Raw genomic sequence first — 17,236 nt, forward strand, 5'->3', positions numbered from 1 at the left:
AATCGGTCAAGAATTCAACGACGCCAGTGCCCGGCGCCGCGTGGCTCAACAGTATGGGTGAGAAGTAACTGGCAATCGCCGCGGTGATGACGGGACTGTAAAACGCTCAGGCTCGGCCGGCCATGCCCGGAACCGGGCAAGCGTCCACCGCTTCGGCCACAACCTGAGGAACTGTTGGCGGAAGGGGACGCACCCCGGCCTCCCACTGCGCGCCGACCAAGATCGCGGACGAGTTGAGCGCATCGTTCTCTTGCTGCGTGAAAGCCCGTGCTCGACTGAGGAATCGGAACCCTTCAGGAGACTCCAGACTGAAACCGCTGCCACGACCGGGCACAACGTCCAGAACCAGCTGGGTATGCTTCCACGCTTCGAATTGGGATCCGGAAATCCAGACCTGAACGGCATCCGTACCCGCGGGCAGGTCGACCGGAACCTCACCGACCCCAAGCCTCAGATCGATGACGCCGAGCAGTACGTCACGGTCACCGACGATGAATTCGCCTGCGGGATAACACATCGGTGCGCTGCCGTCGCAGCATCCACCGGATTGGTGCATCATCAGTTCGCCGTGGTTTCCGCTGAGGCGGCGCAGAAGATCAGCCGCCCCAGCGGTGGTCACGAGACGGGGTGGAACGACGCCTGCCGTGTCATCAGTTGCGGTGACATCAGTAGCGTCCATTCCAGCCTCCGTGTGTTCGTATTCTCGTGTTGTCTTTACCTGGTGCGCGAAGCGAGGATCAGAAGAATCCCTGAGCCTTCTGCGCGTAGCTGACCAGGAGGTTCTTGGTCTGCTGGTAGTGCGAGAGCATCATCAGGTGGTTCTCGCGGCCGATACCGGACTGCTTGTATCCACCGAAGGCGGCATGTGCCGGGTACTGGTGGTACGTGTTGGTCCACACTCGGCCGGCCTGGATGTCACGGCCTGCACGGTAGGCAACTCCACCATCACGCGACCAGACGCCGGCGCCGAGACCGTAGAGGGTGTCGTTGGCAAGTTCGATGGCCTCGTCGTAATCCTTGAAGGACGTGACGGATACGACCGGGCCGAAGATCTCTTCCTGGAAGATGCGCATCTTGTTGTTGCCGGTGAAGACCGTCGGCTGCACGTAGTAGCCGCCGGAGAGGTCGCCGCCCAGTTGAGCCCGCTCGCCGCCGGTGATGACCTTGGCGCCTTCGGCCTTGCCGATCTCGATGTAGGACAGGATCTTCTCGAGCTGATCGTTGCTGGCCTGCGCGCCGATCATGGTGTCGGTATCGAGCGGATCACCTTGGCGCACAGCCTTGGTGCGGATGGCAGCCATTGCGAGGAAGTCGTCGAAAATATCTTCCTGGATCAACGAACGCGACGGGCACGTGCATACCTCGCCCTGGTTGAGCGCGAACATCGTGAAGCCTTCGAGCGCCTTGTCCTGGTAGTCGTCGTTGGCGGCGAGCACGTCGGAGAAGAAGATGTTGGGGCTCTTGCCACCGAGTTCGAGGGTGACCGGGATCAGGTTCTGCGACGCGTACTGCATGATCAGGCGTCCGGTGGTGGTTTCACCGGTGAACGCGATCTTCTTGATGCGCGGGCTCGATGCGAGCGGCTTGCCGGCCTCGACGCCGAATCCGTTGACGATGTTAAGAACACCGGCAGGCAGCAGGTCACCGATGATGCCGATGAGGTGCAGGATCGAGACGGGCGTCTGCTCGGCAGGCTTGAGGACGATGGCATTTCCGGCAGCAAGTGCGGGAGCCAGCTTCCACACGGCCATGAGGATCGGGAAGTTCCACGGAATGATCTGACCGACTACACCGAGCGGCTCGTGGAAGTGGTACGCCACGGTGTCGGAGTTGATCTCCGAGAGCGAACCTTCCTGTGCGCGAATCGCTCCCGCGAAGTAGCGGAAGTGGTCGATGGCAAGCGGGATGTCCGCGTTGAGGGTTTCACGAATCGGCTTGCCGTTGTCCCAGGACTCGGCAAGCGCGATGGATTCGAGGTTCTCCTCCATGCGATCGGCGATCTTGTTCAAGATGATGGCGCGCTCGGCAACAGAGGTCTTGCCCCAGGCCGGTGCCGCCGCGTGTGCTGCGTCGAGAGCGAGCTCGATGTCTTCCGCGGTGGAACGTGCCACGTCGCAGAAGTTCTGTCCGGTCACCGGCGTCGGATTCTCGAAGTACTGACCCTTGACCGGAGCAACCCATTCGTTGCCGATCCAGTTGTCGTATCGAGACTGGAAGGACATGATCGCGTCGGCGGTACCTGGGCGGGCGTACACGGTCATTGCAAGCTCCTATGTAAACGTGATCTTCCTGGGCACAGTCACGAGATCGGTGACTGCAGTCCCACCCCCCGGTGGGGTGTGATTCACAACACTAGGAGTTGCAACGTTGCAACTACGTTGCGTCGGTGCAACGCGCCCGTTCGGTCGGTGCAACGCGCCCGTTCCTCAGAGGCCGAGTTGCCGGTCCAGAAGATCAATTTTTGCCTTGACCTGCGAATACAGTGCAGATTTCGGGTCTAGTGTCGACAGGTACGCCTCCCAGACGACCGAATCCTCCCGGCCATGGACCGACGTGGTCCACTTGGCGAGAAGGTTGGCGTCGCCGCCGCGAAGAAGCGCGGCCTGAACCCGAGTGCGCAGTTCGTCCCGGATTGCGTCGATGCCCGGAGCGGTGGATCCACTCAGGACCGGGCCGGAATACAAGCGCAAGGCCGTCGCTGCGTCACCGCGATCCAGAGCCTTGCGGACGTCGTCGACGTCGGTGGCGAACTCGGTAATGATGCGATAGGGCCTCGACGCCAACCGATCGGCGCCGAAAACCTTACGAAGGCGAGACATCTCGGCGCGAACAGTGACACCGTCCAATTCACCTTCGTCGAGGAGAACCGCAAGGTGATCGGCGCTGAGCCCTTCCGGATGTTCCGCGAGCAGAAGCAGGATCTCGGCGTGACGTTGTGAGACCGGAATCCGCTCACCGCCGCGTACGAGAGTCGGCCGTCCGCCGCCGAACGTCTCCAGCCTCGGAGCTGAGGCAGTGAGCGGGATCGGCGAGTTGAGCAGGTGGAACCGCAGTTCCGATTCGGCGGCAGCCACCGTTGCACGAATCAACGACAACACTTCCGGGACGGCAACCCGAGGTCCACCGGTGATGTCGATGGCGCCGAGAATCTGTCCGGTCGTGGGGTCGTGGACAGGCGCGGCCGAACAACTCCAGTCGTGCACGGTGCGGTTGAAATGCTCCGAACCGAAAATCTGTACCGAATGATCGAGCGCGAGTGCCGTCCCCGGAGCATTGGTGCCGACGCGGTCTTCACTCCAGTCGGCGCCTTCGACAAAATTCATCGACAGTGCCCGGTCCTTGGCGGCACTGTCGCCCTCGACCCAGAGCAACCGACCGTGTGCGTCGCTGATCGCGATCAGCAGGCCTGTATCCGCTGCATCCTCTACCAGCAGTTTTCGAACCACGGGCCGGATGAGAGACATGGGATGGGACGAGCGATAACTCTCGAGATCCAGCCCCTCGAGCATCTCCGGAGCACCGACGACATCAGGATCGACGCCCTTGTTTCGACTACGCATCCAGGATTCGAGCACAACGGACCGCACGCGCGAATCGTCCGCTATTGCAGCCCCGTCGTGGGCGTCGATAAAGGATTGATGGGCACTCGACAGTCGACGTGCCAGCACCGCTACGTCATCTCCGGGCCGCACTGCTACCCACGGGTTGCCGTACACAGCCTGTTCACGTGCCATATTCTGCGTTCCTCCGCTCCCCTGCCACTGTAGTGCCGATCACATCACAATGGTGAAGATGGTCGGTTGCTCTTCACGCCCGCGCAGCGTCACGCACCAGTTCACTTGCTCGTTCAGCCAGCATCACCGCAGTTGCATGGGGACCGCGAGTGGGAATCACCGGCATGATCGATGTGTCGACAATACTGAGTGCCTCGACGCCGAGGACACTGCATCGATCGTTGACAACCGCATCCGGATCGAACTCCGAACCCATGACGCAACTTCCCGACATGTGCAGCGACGTGCCCAACCGCGATTCGATCCACTCGTCCGAATATTCGATCTCGGGCCGCCGGATCATCCCGGTCTTCGCAATGGTTTCGAGCAGGTCCTCCGCGATCTGCATTCCCCGCCGGAGGACTCGACGATCGTGTGCCGAGTCGACGTAGTTGTATCGGATCCGCGGCGATCCACCGGGCGCCTTCGGATCGAGCTCGACGGTTCCGCGGCTGCGCGGAGCCATCAGCACCACTCCGATCCCATGATCCATCTGTGGAATTCCGGGTACCAAATCTGTGAACGACGCTGTGTACGGACGTATTTCGAGGTCCGCGTCGTTCAGAGCCATTTCCAGCACCGGGGTCTGCGGCCGCAATGCCTCCGGAACCGAATACCGGTAAGGCAGCAGCACTTCCGGGTGATCGACAAAACCCTGCCCCACGCCCGGAAGGTCGACCACCACCGGAACATCATGAGCCACAAGCTGATCAGCCGATCCGACGCCGGAATTGAGGAGCAGGAGCGGCGTGGCAACCGCGCCGGAGCACACCACGATGTGGCGCCCGCGGATGCGCCGCAACGCTGTGCCGTCGAGGACATCGACGCCCACCGCCCGCGTCCCGGAGAACACGATCCGCAGCACGGTGACACCGACATCGACGGTGAGATTACGACGCCCCATCGCCGGCAACAGGTAGCCGACCGCACTACTGATACGACGATGGTCCGAGATATTCAACGGGACCGGGCCGACGCCGTTCGAATCCGGCGCATTCTTGTCGGCGTCCTCGGGGAAACCCGCTGCAAGTGCCGCGTCATGGAACCGACTGCTGAATGGATGCATGTCGTCGACTTGGCGCCGACGCACCGGAATTGGACCATTGTCACCGTGATACGGCCCGCCGAAATCGTGATCGGTCTCCGACTTCCGGAAGTACGGCAGCACCTTCTCGTAACTCCAGGAATCGGGCCAGAGGTCAAAATCTGTGCGCGTGGCCCTCACGAAGTACGCACCATTTACCGCGCCGCTCCCACCGAGAGTTCGCCCACGCGAGACGGTGGCGCGTCGACTTGGCGTCAATTCGACCGGATACGTCCAGGTGTGTTCACTAGCCGGTCCCACCGGGAGCAAATACGGATCATCGAGGACACCCGGAAGATCAACCGTCGAACGATATCCACTTCCTGCCTCGAGAAGAAGCACCTGCGCGGCCGGGTCCTCGCTGAGTCTCGCCGCGACCACACAGCCCGTGGTGCCGCCACCGACCACCACGAAGTCTGCGCGATCCGGAACGCTCACTTGGTGATTCGGGGCTTCAATGCCGCCAGGTCGCGCGCCTCGATCGCACCACGCCACAGGCCGAATCCGTACGCGACGTCGTCGGCCCGTTTGAACAACACGTACCGAACCGGACCCAAACCACCTGACTCGCGGTGCCGATACCAGTCCACCAGCCCTTCACTGACAGCCGCGGCAATCGCCAATCGCCGGATCTTGCGTGAGCTGATCACCGCCAACAGCGTCACCGGCCAATAGTGACGGCACATCGCCGACGCCAATTGCCAGAACCCGCCCACAAATCCTTGGGCAGTGAGAATCGCCGCGATGCGCGTCGGCTGCGTCAGACCAGTGAACATCTTCCGCAACCGGAACACGGTGAACAGCAAAGCGCCGAGCGCTCCGGCCAACCCCGACTTGGTGAGCGTTGCTGCCGCAACACACGCGAACAGCGTCGAGACCGACATCGCCATGGGCGGCACCGAACCCGGATGGCGTGCAGCCAACGGCGCAGCGCCGGTTCCGTAGAAAGCTCGTCTGCTGAACCATTTGCCGAACTGAACCCGATGGTCATGGGCGACATTGGCAACCGGTTCGTAGCGCAGTCGCCAACCGGCTGACTGCAGGCGCCAGCAGAAATCGACGTCCTCGGCCACCTCGAGGTTTTCGTCGAATCCCTCGCAGTCCAGAGCCACGTCGCGCCGCACGATCATGGCCGCACTGGGTACGTACGACACCGGACTGCCGGACTTGACGGCGGCTTCCTTCCGCCCGAGATCCAGGGAGGAACGCATACTTTCATACCGAGCCAGTGACGTCCCGTAAGGATCGAGGGCCACAATTCGCGGCGCTACCAGCGCCACACCAGGATCACTGAAGTGCCCTAGCATCAGCTCGAGCCAGCCTGCTCGCGGAATGACGTCGGAGTCGAGGAACGCCACGAAACATGTTTGTGCCGAACGCAATCCCGTATTACGGGCCGACGAGGGACCACGCGCATACTCGTGCCGGACAACAGTGACAGTTCCCGTACCCGGGTAGTCCCGCCGCGGATCGAGAGGAACGTCGGACCCGTCGTCGACAACGATCACCGCCAGATCCTTGAGCACCGGCAACAACCGCTCGATGCCGGCAACGTTGTCCTTGACCGGAATCACGACAGTGACGTCAGCCGCCGACGGCGTCGACATGGGCCGAGGATTCGCGACGCCCGAATCGAGCAAATGGCGCGCCACCGCGGCGCTCTGGTGGTCGACAACCTCGAGGAAGCCGTCGCCGATCATCGCCGCTGCTGTCGGAGCCAGTTTGAGCATGCGCGTAGGCGAACCGCCGATGAGCACCCGGCCACCCGAGTACGTGCGAACTTTGGGATCCAACCGAATGCCGAAGCCGTCGGGGAGTCGTGCGGGTCGCATCAGGCGATCGTCAGGGAAAACACCGCGAATCGGTTCGGGTAGATCGCCCGCCCCCCATCGGTAACAACCATCACCGAAGCCTCCCATCCGGGCCCGGACTCCACCGGGCCAGTCCATCCGTCACACGTTGCACCAACTCGTCGAAAATGTGCGCGCCGTCCACGGCACTTGCCTGAACTGGATCACCCAGAACACCGTTATCCGACACAGCGACCATACCGCCCGAACGCAATCCTGGCATCAGGTCTGAGATAGGAGAAATATTTCCTACCTCCGCCAGGTTCATATCCACACATTCCGGCGAAAGGTGCAGTAAGAGGCTGGTTTCTGTCCTGCCCGCGTGGGCGTCCGCCCCCGGAACCGCACAAGGCACCCAAGCTGCATCCCGGCCTTCGTATCGCAACAGCGCCACAGCCTTTGCCAACGCCGGACCGTTTCCACCATGACCGTTGACGAACAGCACCCTCTTCGCCCACCGGAATGCCGACCGTCCGTACTCGACAACCACCATTTCCATGACCTCGGCGCCGATGGAAATCGTCCCGGCAAAACCCTCGTGCTCCCCGCTCGCTCCGTACTCGAGGGCCGGGGCAACCACGACGCCGGGAAGCTCGTTCGACACCGCTCTCGCAATTCGGGTATCGGTGTCCAGCGGCAAGTGCGGGCCATGCTGCTCGAAAGAACCGACCGGAACCACGACGGTGTGCGCAGACCCCTCGAGCCCTGGGCTCGGAATAGCGGACAGTTCACGGGTTTCGGTCATGATGAGATCATATTCGTCGGCCGTTCGCGCATGGGCAGCGCACATGGCCGATTTGTATCAATGCATCGAATATTATTGCAAGTCAATATGTCTCGAGAGAATATTGACGGGAATCTGTCCGATATGTCCCTAGGAATCGAAATTCTGTTCGATTAGAATTAGTTCATGGACAGTCGGGAAGCGTGGCAATACGACGGCGAGGGCCTCAAGACCGAGGTACTCGACCTCGCTCGCGCCCGACACGAGATGCAGTCCCGCATGGTTGTGATGATCACGGAAATGTTCACCCGCGACACCCTCGGCGGCAAAGGATTCCGCGCTATCGCACAGTGGCTGCACCTGTCCACCAACCTCGAGATCGGCGAATGCAGCCAGTTGGTGGGCCTGGCGCGGTTCTTCATGCTCGAACCTGTTGTCGGACAATCCTTTCACGACGGCGACATCGACGCGTTGAAAGCGCGTCAGGTCGCCCACTTCTGTCAGCACCCACCCAAGAACATGAGCCTCGCCGACGTCGAGAAAGCCCGCGACATCCTCCTGACCCTCGCCTCGAAAAAGGTCACCGACTGCGATTCCGTCCGCGCCGCCATTAGACGGATCCAGAAGCAGTACGGCAACCGCGCCGACGGGGTACCGGCCGGTGAAGATTCCGAGCTCAACGAGTTCTACGCCGCCCGTGGTTTGTACGGGCGGATCTGCGTGAAAGGTGACCTCGACGCCGTCAACGGTGCCCGTCTCATCGCACTACTGTCTGCCCTCTCGGCGCCCACGCCGGAGAAGGACGGTGTGAAAGACGAACGCACCCCGGCACTTCGACGCGCCGACGGATTCTGTGAAATGCTGCGCCGCTACGAAGCCGCGGGTCTCGGTCCCGTCGAAGGCGGCGTGAAACCGCACCTGACGATCACCGCCACCGCAAAAGACATGACCGATCTTCAGGCCCTCAAAGACATGTTGCCTTCCACCGAGGAACTCGGGTACGCGATCACCAACTGGGCCGGCCCCATCAGCCTCGACACCGCCCGCATGCTGGCCTGCGACTGCGAGGTCACCCGAATCCTTCTCGATAGCAACGGTGTTCCGCTCAATCACGGCATGAAAGCGCGCCTTGCCAGCGTTCCGCAGCGGCGGGCCCTGACGGTTCGGGACGGCGGATGTGCCTTCCCCGGTTGCGGCACCCCGCCAGGCTGGTGCGACGCCCACCATCTGATCCACTGGCTCGATGACGGCCCCACGGACCTCGACAACCTGATCTTGTTGTGCGGTCACCACCATCGGATGATGCATCACACCGAGTGGCGAGTCCACATCGGAGACGACCGAAAAACCCGGTTCTATCCACCGATGTCCGTGGATCCGTACCAAGTTCCCGTTCCCGGGAACACACCGCCAACAGCGGCCTGAAAAACAAACGTGTGCACCGGGATCAAACACGCCCCGATGCACACGCCTGCGTGCGCTTTAGAGGCTCACTGCAACCCTGTGACCTTCAATGACGGCACTGTGCGAACGCCTCGGCGACAGAGCATCACCAATTCGGTAGACCTCGAAGGAACTGCCACGCAGCGCATTCCACAGTTCATCCACCGGTTCCTGCTGCGTCGCAAACACCACCCAGTCCGCAGCAACAGACTCGGACACTCCCGTCGGATGGTGCACCAGTTCGACAGTCACTGGACCTTCGCCGTGCACCGCGGTCACCATCAGATCCGTACGCTGAACTATCGACTTCTCATGCGCCCGACGGTTCCAGCCTTCGAAATCCAAAGTGATACTCAAATCTTGGGCCACAACCATCCCGTTGGTGGCGATCGTGACGGCGCACCCGCGATCTGCGAGGAACTCCGCCACCGACGCGCCCTGGTGGAATCCCAGTTCGTCAAACACCAATACGGAACCGCTCGGCAGCACCTTCCCGTCGAGCACGTCGCGAACACCCACCACTCTGCGCAGGTCGCCCGCCCACACCGGGCGAACCGGCTTTGCTCCCGTCGCCACCACCACCACATCCGGGGCCAACTCGATCAGCCTCTCCGCTGTCACTTCAGTATCGAGTTCGATGGCGACTCCGTCTCTGCGGCATTCGGATTCGAGGTTTCGGATCAGATCACCCAGTTCCCGGCGAGCAGGCATCACGCAGGCAGTACGGATCTGGCCACCAAGAGCGGCGTCGCGCTCGAACAGCGTCACCCGATGCCCACGCTGCGCGGCGGTAGCCGCTGCCTGCAGACCAGCCGGCCCGCCGCCGACAACAACTACGCTGCGGCCCTGCAACCGCGGCCGGGGTAAAGCAACGGACTCTCGTCCGGCCCGCGGGTTCTCCGTGCAACCCAACCAACGGTTGAGCCCCATCCGTCCGACGCATTCCTGGTTGCAGGACAGGCAGGTTCGCACCTGCGAGGGCTTGCCCGCGCGTGCCTTGTTCACAAAATCCGGGTCTGCGATCTGACCACGCACTACCCCCACTAGATCGCACAGACCTTCGTCCAACGCCTGCTCAGCCTGTTCCGGTGACTTGAATCGGCCGACACCGATCACGGGAAGTGACACCACTTCCTTGATCGCCGATGGAATGAAGTTCGCGTAACCTTTCGGCACCGCCATCGATGCCTCGATCAAATGCAAAGTCTCTGTGGCCATGCCGATAGCGGTGTTGATGTAGTCGACCTGACCGTCGGCTTCCACCAGCTGCGCAGTCAGGACCGCGTCAGGCAACTCGATACCACCGCTGGTTCCTTCGTAACCGCTCAGACGAACTCCGAGAATTCGATCAGGGCCGATGGCGCGGCGAAGAACTCGCAACACTTCCAGGAGGAACTGGGCACGGTTCTCAGTAGCACCGCCGTACCGATCCGTTCGCTGGTTTGTCGACCGCGCCAGAAATGCTCGGACAATCGACGACTGCGACGCCTGCAATTCCACGCCGTCGAACCCGCCGGAGATACAGTTGCGCGCGACCAGCGAAAAACCGTCGAGGATCTCCGCGATATCGCCGTCGTCAACAGCTTTGGGGACTTCCCGGAACAGTGGATCGGCTATAGCACTGGGCGCCCAGAGCGGGAGCCTCGAATACGTTCCGGCGCCCTGTCCTCCATTGTGATTGATCTGAGCGAGGATCACCGACCCGTGCGCATGCACGGCATCGGTGATCCGGCGATAGCCCTCGACCACCTCGGGCCTGTATCCGGCGATCATCTTCTCGTACGGTCGATCCGACGGATGAGTCGAATGTTCCTCACTGATGATCAAGCCGGCGCCACCTCGCGCCCTCGCCTCGTAATACGCGGCATGCTGCGCCGTCGGCAACCCGTTCTCTGCATAGTTGGTCAGGTGCGCAGAGAACACCACCCGGTTACGCAGGGTGAAATCGCGCAGGCGCAGCGGCTCGAAGAGGCGAGGATATGGCGTCATCAGACCTTGGAGTTACCTTGATCAAGAGCGATGTGGCTTGCCGTCACGGTGCGTGAACCGTCACCGGCCAACCACACGACGGTATCGGAGATCTCGTCGGGCTCGGCAAAAGCCGTCTCCGTGAGAATGGGGGTGAAGTTCGGGAGGTATTGCGGGTAGTTCTGGAACACGGCGAGAGCGCCCTGATCAACACCCATCGGGGTATTGACACCGTACGGATGGATGGAGTTGACGCGGATCCTGTACTCCCCCAGTTCCTTTGCCGCCGCCTGAGTGAGACCGACCAAACCGAACTTTGCGCTTCCGTAGTGCGCCTGACCGGGCATCGCCTTGAGTCCGGCGACCGAACTGATCACGACGATCGAACCACCACGCCCACCCTCGATGATGGACGGCACGGCAGCTTTGAGCGTTTTCCACACACCGGTGAGGTTGATGTCGATGAGGGTTTCCCACTGCTCGTCCGACATCTCCCAGAATCGATTCCAGTTGCAGACGCCCGCATTGGCCACCACGATGTCGAGTCGACCGAACTGCTCGACACCGTCCTTCACCACAGCAGCGAGCGCGGCACTGTCTCGAACGTCAGCCTCACGCGCGAGGATCTTGCCGCCCTCGGCTTCGACCAGGCGGACGGTCTCGGCGAAGTCGTCCGAGGTCGCTGCGTCGTACGTGTTGTGCTCGGCAACAGCACTGCAGACGTCGATCGCAATGATCGACGCGCCCTCCCTGGCCAAGCGAATTGCGTGTGAGCGGCCCTGACCACGCGCCGCGCCCGTAATGAATGCAACACGGCCTTCGAGTGAACGTACCTGGGTCATGAATCGATCCTCTCCACGGAATTGAAACCTGTTCCAGTAGTAAACCCTGCGCGGCGCCCTTCGTGGATGGATTCGAGAACAGTTCTCGGAGCAATCGTGTCGCCGACGCCGGCCCACACCGAATAATCGCCTGCCGAATACTGCAGGGAGTTGTCAGGCAATCGAGGCGAGCAGTCGATCACGGTCGCGCACCGGATTCCTGCAGCGACATCCGTGTAGACGTTCTCGACGTGCACACAGCCGTCGACAACCGCACGTACCCGCGAGGAGCAGACACGGTTCACGCCAGCCTGCTGAAGTCTGGTGTTCGCGCCGACAAGGTCGCCGCTCATTCCCAACCGGGAACCGACGATTGTGTCAGGTGTGACGATCGAGATCTCGAGTCCGCACTGTGCCAATTCCTCTGCAACTGCAACACCTATCGGCCCACCCAACGGATCCACAAGAACAACAGGGCCTTTGATCGAATCGCCGCCAAGCCTCTGCGCCTGCGCCGCGTCCATCCAGAGCACGGATGTGTCCACGGAGTACGTCGGCGGCCTGGAAATGCTGCCCGACGCGATCACCACGCCACCACAGCCTCGCGCGTCGTCGATCTCCGGCGAGCTGACTGTGTGCTCGGTCAGCATGGTGACGCCGCTGCGACGGCATTCGTCTTCGAGCCACTGTGCAAGCAAGGAAAATCGACTGCGCCCCTTCCCCTTCCCCTGTGCAAAGGTTCGGATCATCCCGCCGAACCGTGACGATTGTTCTGCAACGGTGACTGCAGCGCCGCGCCCGGCCAGGATTCGTGCAGCTTCCAATCCCGCAGGTCCGCCCCCGACCACAAGCACCGGGCCGGTAATCGAATCCTGCTCGCGCTCATCAGAATCTATCGTCTCGAATCCTGCACTCGGATTTCCGACGCACGTCACCACCGGATTACGCGGATCGCGCACAAGGCACGTTTGATTGCACAGAACGCACGGACGTGGCTGATCTCCGCGGGCTGACTTCACCACCAGATCCGGGTCGGCGATCTGCGCTCGGGTCATTTCCACAAAATCCACATGCTCGAGCGCGTCATGGGCGTCCGCGATGTCGACGACGCTCCCCTGCAACACAACCGGAATCGAAACTGCGGCCTTGACGGTTCGGCACAGTTCACGATTGAAGTTCGGTTCTGCGTGAAAGTCCGGGCGATACCCCGCGGTCGAGTAGAGACCGCCGCGCACCACAACCAGCAGATCGAGATACCGCTCCAGCTCACTGGCATACCCGACCGCGAGCTCCGGCGTGACACCCGCCCACGGCGCCTGCTCGTCGCACGACAACCGCAGGGAAACCACACGGTTCGCACCGACAGAGCCGCGAACTGCGTGCAGGACTTCCCGCAGCAGCCTCAGCCGATCACGTCCGTACCTGTCCGCGCGCGTATTGGTCAACCCCGAAAGGAACTGCCGCAGAATGCTTCGCGGGCCGGCATCGATCTCGATCCCGTCCATCCCCGAGTCCACGGCAAGCGCTGCCGAGGTACGGAAACCCTCGACCACAGCATCGATGTCGTTCTGTTCCATCATCATCGGCAACTCGCGTGTCACCGGATCAGCGACCCTCGACGGCCCCCACAGAACCGCCTGCGAGTAGGCGCTCGATCCCTGCATCCCGGTGTGCCCCAGGCTCGCGAGGACCAGGGTTCCGTGCGGCGCGCATGCCGATGAGATCGCTTGCCAACCCGGCCCACACCGAGATGCCAGCGGAGCACGCTCGTATGGCCAGTCGTTCTCCAGAACCGACGCCGTTTCGGTGACTACGATCCCGGCTCCGCCCTCGGCGCGGCGCTGGTAGTACGCGCGGTGCCGATCCGAGAAAACTCTTCCCACAGCAAGATTGGTCTCGTGCGGACCGAAAACAACCCTGGACCGGACAAGGTGTCCGGCCAGGGTTGTGTGTTCCTGAAGGCTCAACTCACAGCTCGATCAGAGCCAGAGGTTCAGCTCGCGCCCAGCGTGCGGGTGAAGCCTTCCGGAATGACCAGGTCATCTTTGCTGAGCTCGGTGATGGACGAGTGGCCGAGACCCATGAGTCCCGAGTCGATGCCCATCCGCATGAGGTCGAGCACGTTCTCGACACCGGCCTGACCGTTTGCCGAAAGGCCCCACAGGTACGCGCGGCCGAGCATGACTGCCTTGGCGCCGAGCGCAAGAGCCTTGACGACATCGCCGCCGCGTCGGATGCCGCCGTCGAGAACAACTTCCACCTGATCGCCCACAGCTTCGGCGATACCCGGGAGCACACGGATCGGCGCCGGGGTGCCGTCGAGGTTGTTGCCACCGTGGTTGGAGACGGAGATCGCGGAGACACCGGCATCGACTGCACGCTTGGCGTCGTCGATACGCATGATGCCCTTGAGCATGAACGGGCCACCCCACTGCTCACGCAGCCAGGCGATGTCTTCCCACGTCGGGAGCGGAGTCTGCATCCACTCGCCGTACGCGCCGAAGAACGTCGGTGCCGGCTGGCCGGGAGCTGCGAGGTTGGGTGTGGTCAGGTCCGGGATCTTGCCGGTCTTGGCATACTCCAACAACCACTTCGGGCGCATGATTCCCTCGGGCGCGAACTGGAACATCGCCTTGAGGTCCATCTTCTCGGGGATGGACGGGCTGCCCCAGTCGCGGCCGTACGAGAAGGACCAGTCGGTGGTGATGATCAGGCCCTTGGCACCGGCAGCACGAGCGCGCTCCATACGCTGAAGGAGCACGTCGCGGCTGCCGACCCAGTACATCTGGAAGAACACCTGCGGGTTGGCCGCAGCAACCTCTTCGATGGACTTGCTGGCAAAAGAACTCAGGCCGATGGCCGTTCCGCGCGCCGCAGCGGCCCGTGCAACCGCCACCTCACCGTCGGGGTGCACTGCCTGCACACCGGTCGGCGAGATCATCACCGGAAGCGAAATGTCCTGCCCCATAATGGTGGTGGCCATGTTCCGCTCGTTCGGCAATCCGGCCGCGTGCGGAGCGAAACCCAGCTCGCTGTATGCCGCGACATTGTCGTCGACGGTCAGACCCTTTTCGGATCCAGCCACCAGCGCTGCATACACGGACTTGGGCAACCTCTTCTGCGCACGCCGCTGTGCTTCAGCGACGGTCTCGAAGAATGCGTTCTTTGCCATCAATCAAACCTCTCGTATCGCAAGTAGCCAGAAAAGCTACTTACATTCCCGCTAGCGGGTTTTCGTCACAAATCTTGGCGGGGGGACGCATCATCAGTGTCAAGGGCACCGATGCGCGCGGGGTTTTACGTTGACCGGATCGTGAGTGGTCGACGCTGGACTTGGGGATCTCTCCCGCGGCGGCCAACGCCATTTCACCGTTTCCGATGACGCATTCGGGATCGGGTCCGTCCATCGGCAGGCCGGTGAAGAACTTGGCTGCCATGCAGCCGCCGCGGCAGGAGTCGTAGTGGTTGCACTTGCTGCACGCACCACCGGTCTGCGGCGAACGCAGTTCCTGGAACAGGTCCGAATGCTGCCAGACATGCTGGAAGCCACCGTCTTTCACGATATTTCCAGCGAGGAACTGATCGTGAATCGCGAATGGGCACGCGTAGACGTCACCGACCGGGTCGATCAGGCACACAACTCGGCCCGCGCCGCACAGGTTCAAACCGGGCAGTGCATCGCCGAACGCGGAGAGATGGAAGAAGGAGTCGCCCGTCAGGACGCCCTCACCGTTGGCGACCAGCCAGTTGTAGAGCTCACGCTGCTGCTCGGGACGCGGATGCAGATCATCCCACACGTCGGCGCCGCGGCCCGAAGGACGCAGGCGGGTGATGCGCAGGGTCGCGTCGTACTTGTCCGCGAGAGCCTTGAACTCGTCGAGCTGGCTGACGTTGTGCCGCGTGACGACTACGGAGATCTTGGCGTCCTTGAAGCCGGCTTCCTTCAGGTTGGCAAGCGCACGCTCGGCCATCGCGAACGAACCAGGCCCGCGCACAGCATCATTGACCTCAGCAGTGGCGCCGTCGATGGAAATCTGCACGTCGACATAGTCACTGGCCGCAAGGCGCGCAGCAACCTTCTTGTCGATCTTCACGCCGTTGGTGGAGAACTTCACGCCAACCTGGTGGTCCGTCGCGTAGTCGACGAGCTCCCAGAAATCGGAGCGCACGGTCGGCTCGCCGCCACCGATGTTGACATAGAAAACCTGCATACGCTGCAGCTCGTCGATGATGGCCTTGCACTGCTCGGTGCTCAGCTCGTTGGGGTCGCGGCGACCCGACGACGACAGGCAGTGCACGCAGGACAGGTTGCAGGCGTAGGTGAGTTCCCACGTCAGGCAGATGGGGGCGTCGAGTCCGAGTTCGAACTGATCGACGAGGCGACCCACCGGTGCCGGCGTGGAGGGATGTTCAAGAACTGAGGTCATGGCTGTGTCCTCGCAAAGAAATGAAGCGGGCGAACGTGCAGAGGGCTGTTCCGCACGTGGGAGCGAGCGAGCGACTCAGACAGGCACAATCATGTGCGAGTCGGCGAGAGTGCTCAGCGCGCGGGCATATTGGGGAGCCGCGTCATCTTCGATGCCTTGCGCACGCAGTGCGGACCGGACATCAGGATGGTCTGGCAACGCCTTGACCACCGCAACGATGGTCGTGTTCTTCAGGAACGAGAGCTTGCGCGTTCCGAAGTGGTAGAGCAACGCCCCGAAAGGTTCGGGGCGAAGCGCTACCTGCGGGTGGAGTTTCCACCCCGCATCGAGATTCAAAGCAGGCACGGTCAGTACACGCCGCACATGCCGTCGATCGAAACCTCTTCGACCAGCGATTCTTCAATGAGGTCGTTGTCGAGTGCCTTATTGTCACGATCGGACATGGATTCCTCCTGAATCTGTGGTCACGAGTGGGACTTCACTGTGACTCGGTTCACCACTGTAATGGCATCGAGTGCAGAATGACAGACTGGGAGCAGAAAAAGTATGCGAAGCCGCAAAAACCCGTCCGCTCGGATAGGTCGTCGCCCCTCCACTACCAGGGAGGGGATCAGTACGGTCGGCATCGAACTCTTTTCCACGCTCGGCTTCAACGAGGTCAGTGTCGATCAGATCGCCGACGCTGCCGGAATCGCTCGCCGGACGTTCTTCCGCTACTTTCCGTCCAAGAACGCGGTGCCATGGGGCGACTTCGACGGTCATCTGGCTCAGATGCGTGAACACTTCAATTCGTTGCCCGAGGACATGCCGCTTGTCGACGCCCTCGAATCCGCACTACTGACGTTCAACACGTTTCCCCCGGAAGAGACTGCTGTGCACCGTAACCGGATGGAACTCATCCTCACCGTGCCCACACTTCAGGCATACTCGGTGGTGATGTACGAAGGCTGGCGCCAGGTTGTCGCCGAGTACGCTGCCAAGCGAATGAACCTCGAACCGACCGATCACGGTCCGCGGACTGTGGGCTACCTTCTGCTCGGTGTCGCGATGGCCGCCTACGAACAATGGCTCACCGACGACGCACTTGAACTACCCGAACTTCTGCGAACCGGAACACAGTCCTTGCGCACCGGTATCAGCATCTAG

15 protein-coding genes are annotated in these 17,236 nt (G+C 61.9%); 2 read left to right on the forward strand and 13 right to left on the reverse strand.

From position 1 onward, the window contains the following. Nucleotides 1-106 precede the first annotated feature (106 nt). From EEB13_RS04565 to mftE, 6 genes are all read right to left on the reverse strand, one after another. Nucleotides 107-679, reverse strand: a complete 573-nt coding sequence (locus EEB13_RS04565; RefSeq protein WP_033236960.1) for a DUF779 domain-containing protein — start codon at nt 677-679, stop codon at nt 107-109. Nucleotides 680-737: 58 nt separating this feature from the next. Beyond that, on the reverse strand, nt 738-2,261 hold the full coding sequence (gene adh, locus EEB13_RS04570) for an aldehyde dehydrogenase (protein WP_033236961.1): 1,524 nt from the start codon (nt 2,259-2,261) through the stop codon (nt 738-740). A gap of 165 nt (nt 2,262-2,426) precedes the next feature. After that, nucleotides 2,427-3,734 carry a helix-turn-helix domain-containing protein gene (locus tag EEB13_RS04575; protein ID WP_033236962.1) on the reverse strand — a complete coding sequence of 436 codons (1,308 nt, stop codon included), beginning with the start codon at nt 3,732-3,734 and terminating at the stop codon, nt 2,427-2,429. A 73-nt stretch (nt 3,735-3,807) separates the two neighbouring features. Beyond that, the gene (gene mftG, locus EEB13_RS04580) at nt 3,808-5,295 is read right to left on the reverse strand and encodes a mycofactocin system GMC family oxidoreductase MftG (RefSeq protein ID WP_141484698.1); all 1,488 of its coding nucleotides are present in this window, start codon (nt 5,293-5,295) and stop codon (nt 3,808-3,810) included. After that, a complete protein-coding gene (mftF, locus tag EEB13_RS04585) occupies nt 5,292-6,689 on the reverse strand; it encodes a mycofactocin biosynthesis glycosyltransferase MftF (RefSeq protein WP_095887928.1) in 1,398 nt (465 codons plus the stop codon). Before mftF ends, mftG begins: the two co-directional genes overlap by 4 nt. Before the next feature lie 70 nt (nt 6,690-6,759). Beyond that, nucleotides 6,760-7,452, reverse strand: a complete 693-nt coding sequence (gene mftE / locus EEB13_RS04590; RefSeq protein ID WP_045071240.1) for a mycofactocin biosynthesis peptidyl-dipeptidase MftE — start codon at nt 7,450-7,452, stop codon at nt 6,760-6,762. 165 nt (nt 7,453-7,617) lie between these two features. Here mftE and EEB13_RS04595 point away from each other — a divergent pair, with 165 nt between their 5' ends. Then, on the forward strand, nt 7,618-8,856 hold the full coding sequence (locus tag EEB13_RS04595) for an HNH endonuclease signature motif containing protein (RefSeq protein ID WP_141484699.1): 1,239 nt from the start codon (nt 7,618-7,620) through the stop codon (nt 8,854-8,856). Nucleotides 8,857-8,913: 57 nt separating this feature from the next. Here the strand turns inward: EEB13_RS04595 and EEB13_RS04600 are convergent, their stop codons facing one another. The 7 genes from EEB13_RS04600 to mftA all read right to left on the reverse strand — a co-directional run bounded on the left by EEB13_RS04600 (nt 8,914) and on the right by mftA (nt 16,533). Further along, a complete protein-coding gene (locus tag EEB13_RS04600; RefSeq protein ID WP_141484700.1) occupies nt 8,914-10,863 on the reverse strand; it encodes a mycofactocin system FadH/OYE family oxidoreductase 2 in 1,950 nt (649 codons plus the stop codon). Continuing rightward, nucleotides 10,863-11,684 (reverse strand): mycofactocin-coupled SDR family oxidoreductase, encoded by an 822-nt coding sequence (locus EEB13_RS04605; protein WP_092801761.1) that lies wholly within the window; start codon nt 11,682-11,684, stop codon nt 10,863-10,865. Before EEB13_RS04605 ends, EEB13_RS04600 begins: the two co-directional genes overlap by 1 nt. Further along, nucleotides 11,681-13,630, reverse strand: coding sequence for a mycofactocin system FadH/OYE family oxidoreductase 1 (locus EEB13_RS04610; protein WP_141484701.1), 1,950 nt, complete (start codon nt 13,628-13,630; stop codon nt 11,681-11,683). The genes EEB13_RS04605 and EEB13_RS04610 overlap by 4 nt, the downstream gene beginning before the upstream one ends. Nucleotides 13,631-13,656: 26 nt before the next feature. Next, nucleotides 13,657-14,835 carry a pre-mycofactocin synthase MftD gene (mftD, locus tag EEB13_RS04615; RefSeq protein WP_141484702.1) on the reverse strand — a complete coding sequence of 393 codons (1,179 nt, stop codon included), beginning with the start codon at nt 14,833-14,835 and terminating at the stop codon, nt 13,657-13,659. A gap of 40 nt (nt 14,836-14,875) precedes the next feature. Further along, the gene (gene mftC / locus EEB13_RS04620) at nt 14,876-16,090 is read right to left on the reverse strand and encodes a mycofactocin radical SAM maturase (protein WP_141484703.1); all 1,215 of its coding nucleotides are present in this window, start codon (nt 16,088-16,090) and stop codon (nt 14,876-14,878) included. A 75-nt stretch (nt 16,091-16,165) separates the two neighbouring features. Then, complete coding sequence (gene mftB, locus EEB13_RS04625) at nt 16,166-16,453, reverse strand: mycofactocin biosynthesis chaperone MftB (protein ID WP_033236400.1); 288 nt, start codon at nt 16,451-16,453, stop codon at nt 16,166-16,168. Continuing rightward, a complete protein-coding gene (gene mftA, locus EEB13_RS04630) occupies nt 16,438-16,533 on the reverse strand; it encodes a mycofactocin precursor MftA (protein ID WP_072782308.1) in 96 nt (31 codons plus the stop codon). Before mftA ends, mftB begins: the two co-directional genes overlap by 16 nt. Nucleotides 16,534-16,636: 103 nt before the next feature. Between mftA and mftR the strand changes: the two genes are divergently transcribed. After that, nucleotides 16,637-17,236 (forward strand): mycofactocin system transcriptional regulator, encoded by a 600-nt coding sequence (gene mftR / locus EEB13_RS04635; protein WP_033236401.1) that lies wholly within the window; start codon nt 16,637-16,639, stop codon nt 17,234-17,236.

Origin of the sequence: Rhodococcus sp. WS3 (genome assembly GCF_003797085.1) — a bacterium.
GTDB classification, from domain to species: Bacteria; Actinomycetota; Actinomycetes; order Mycobacteriales; family Mycobacteriaceae; genus Rhodococcus_F; species Rhodococcus_F globerula.

Bases quoted from the DNA above. Each gene is read 5' to 3' on its own strand.
- EEB13_RS04565 (WP_033236960.1), bottom strand. From the start codon at position 679: ATGGACGCTACTGATGTCACCGCAACTGATGACACGGCAGGCGTCGTT.
- adh (WP_033236961.1), bottom strand. From the start codon at position 2,261: ATGACCGTGTACGCCCGCCCAGGTACCGCCGACGCGATCATGTCCTTC.
- EEB13_RS04575 (WP_033236962.1), bottom strand. From the start codon at position 3,734: ATGGCACGTGAACAGGCTGTGTACGGCAACCCGTGGGTAGCAGTGCGG.
- mftF (WP_095887928.1), bottom strand. From the start codon at position 6,689: ATGCGACCCGCACGACTCCCCGACGGCTTCGGCATTCGGTTGGATCCC.
- mftE (WP_045071240.1), bottom strand. From the start codon at position 7,452: ATGACCGAAACCCGTGAACTGTCCGCTATTCCGAGCCCAGGGCTCGAG.
- EEB13_RS04595 (WP_141484699.1), top strand. From the start codon at position 7,618: ATGGACAGTCGGGAAGCGTGGCAATACGACGGCGAGGGCCTCAAGACC.
- EEB13_RS04600 (WP_141484700.1), bottom strand. From the start codon at position 10,863: ATGACGCCATATCCTCGCCTCTTCGAGCCGCTGCGCCTGCGCGATTTC.
- EEB13_RS04605 (WP_092801761.1), bottom strand. From the start codon at position 11,684: ATGACCCAGGTACGTTCACTCGAAGGCCGTGTTGCATTCATTACGGGC.
- mftD (WP_141484702.1), bottom strand. From the start codon at position 14,835: ATGGCAAAGAACGCATTCTTCGAGACCGTCGCTGAAGCACAGCGGCGT.
- mftC (WP_141484703.1), bottom strand. From the start codon at position 16,090: ATGACCTCAGTTCTTGAACATCCCTCCACGCCGGCACCGGTGGGTCGC.
- mftA (WP_072782308.1), bottom strand. From the start codon at position 16,533: ATGTCCGATCGTGACAATAAGGCACTCGACAACGACCTCATTGAAGAA.
- mftR (WP_033236401.1), top strand. From the start codon at position 16,637: ATGCGAAGCCGCAAAAACCCGTCCGCTCGGATAGGTCGTCGCCCCTCC.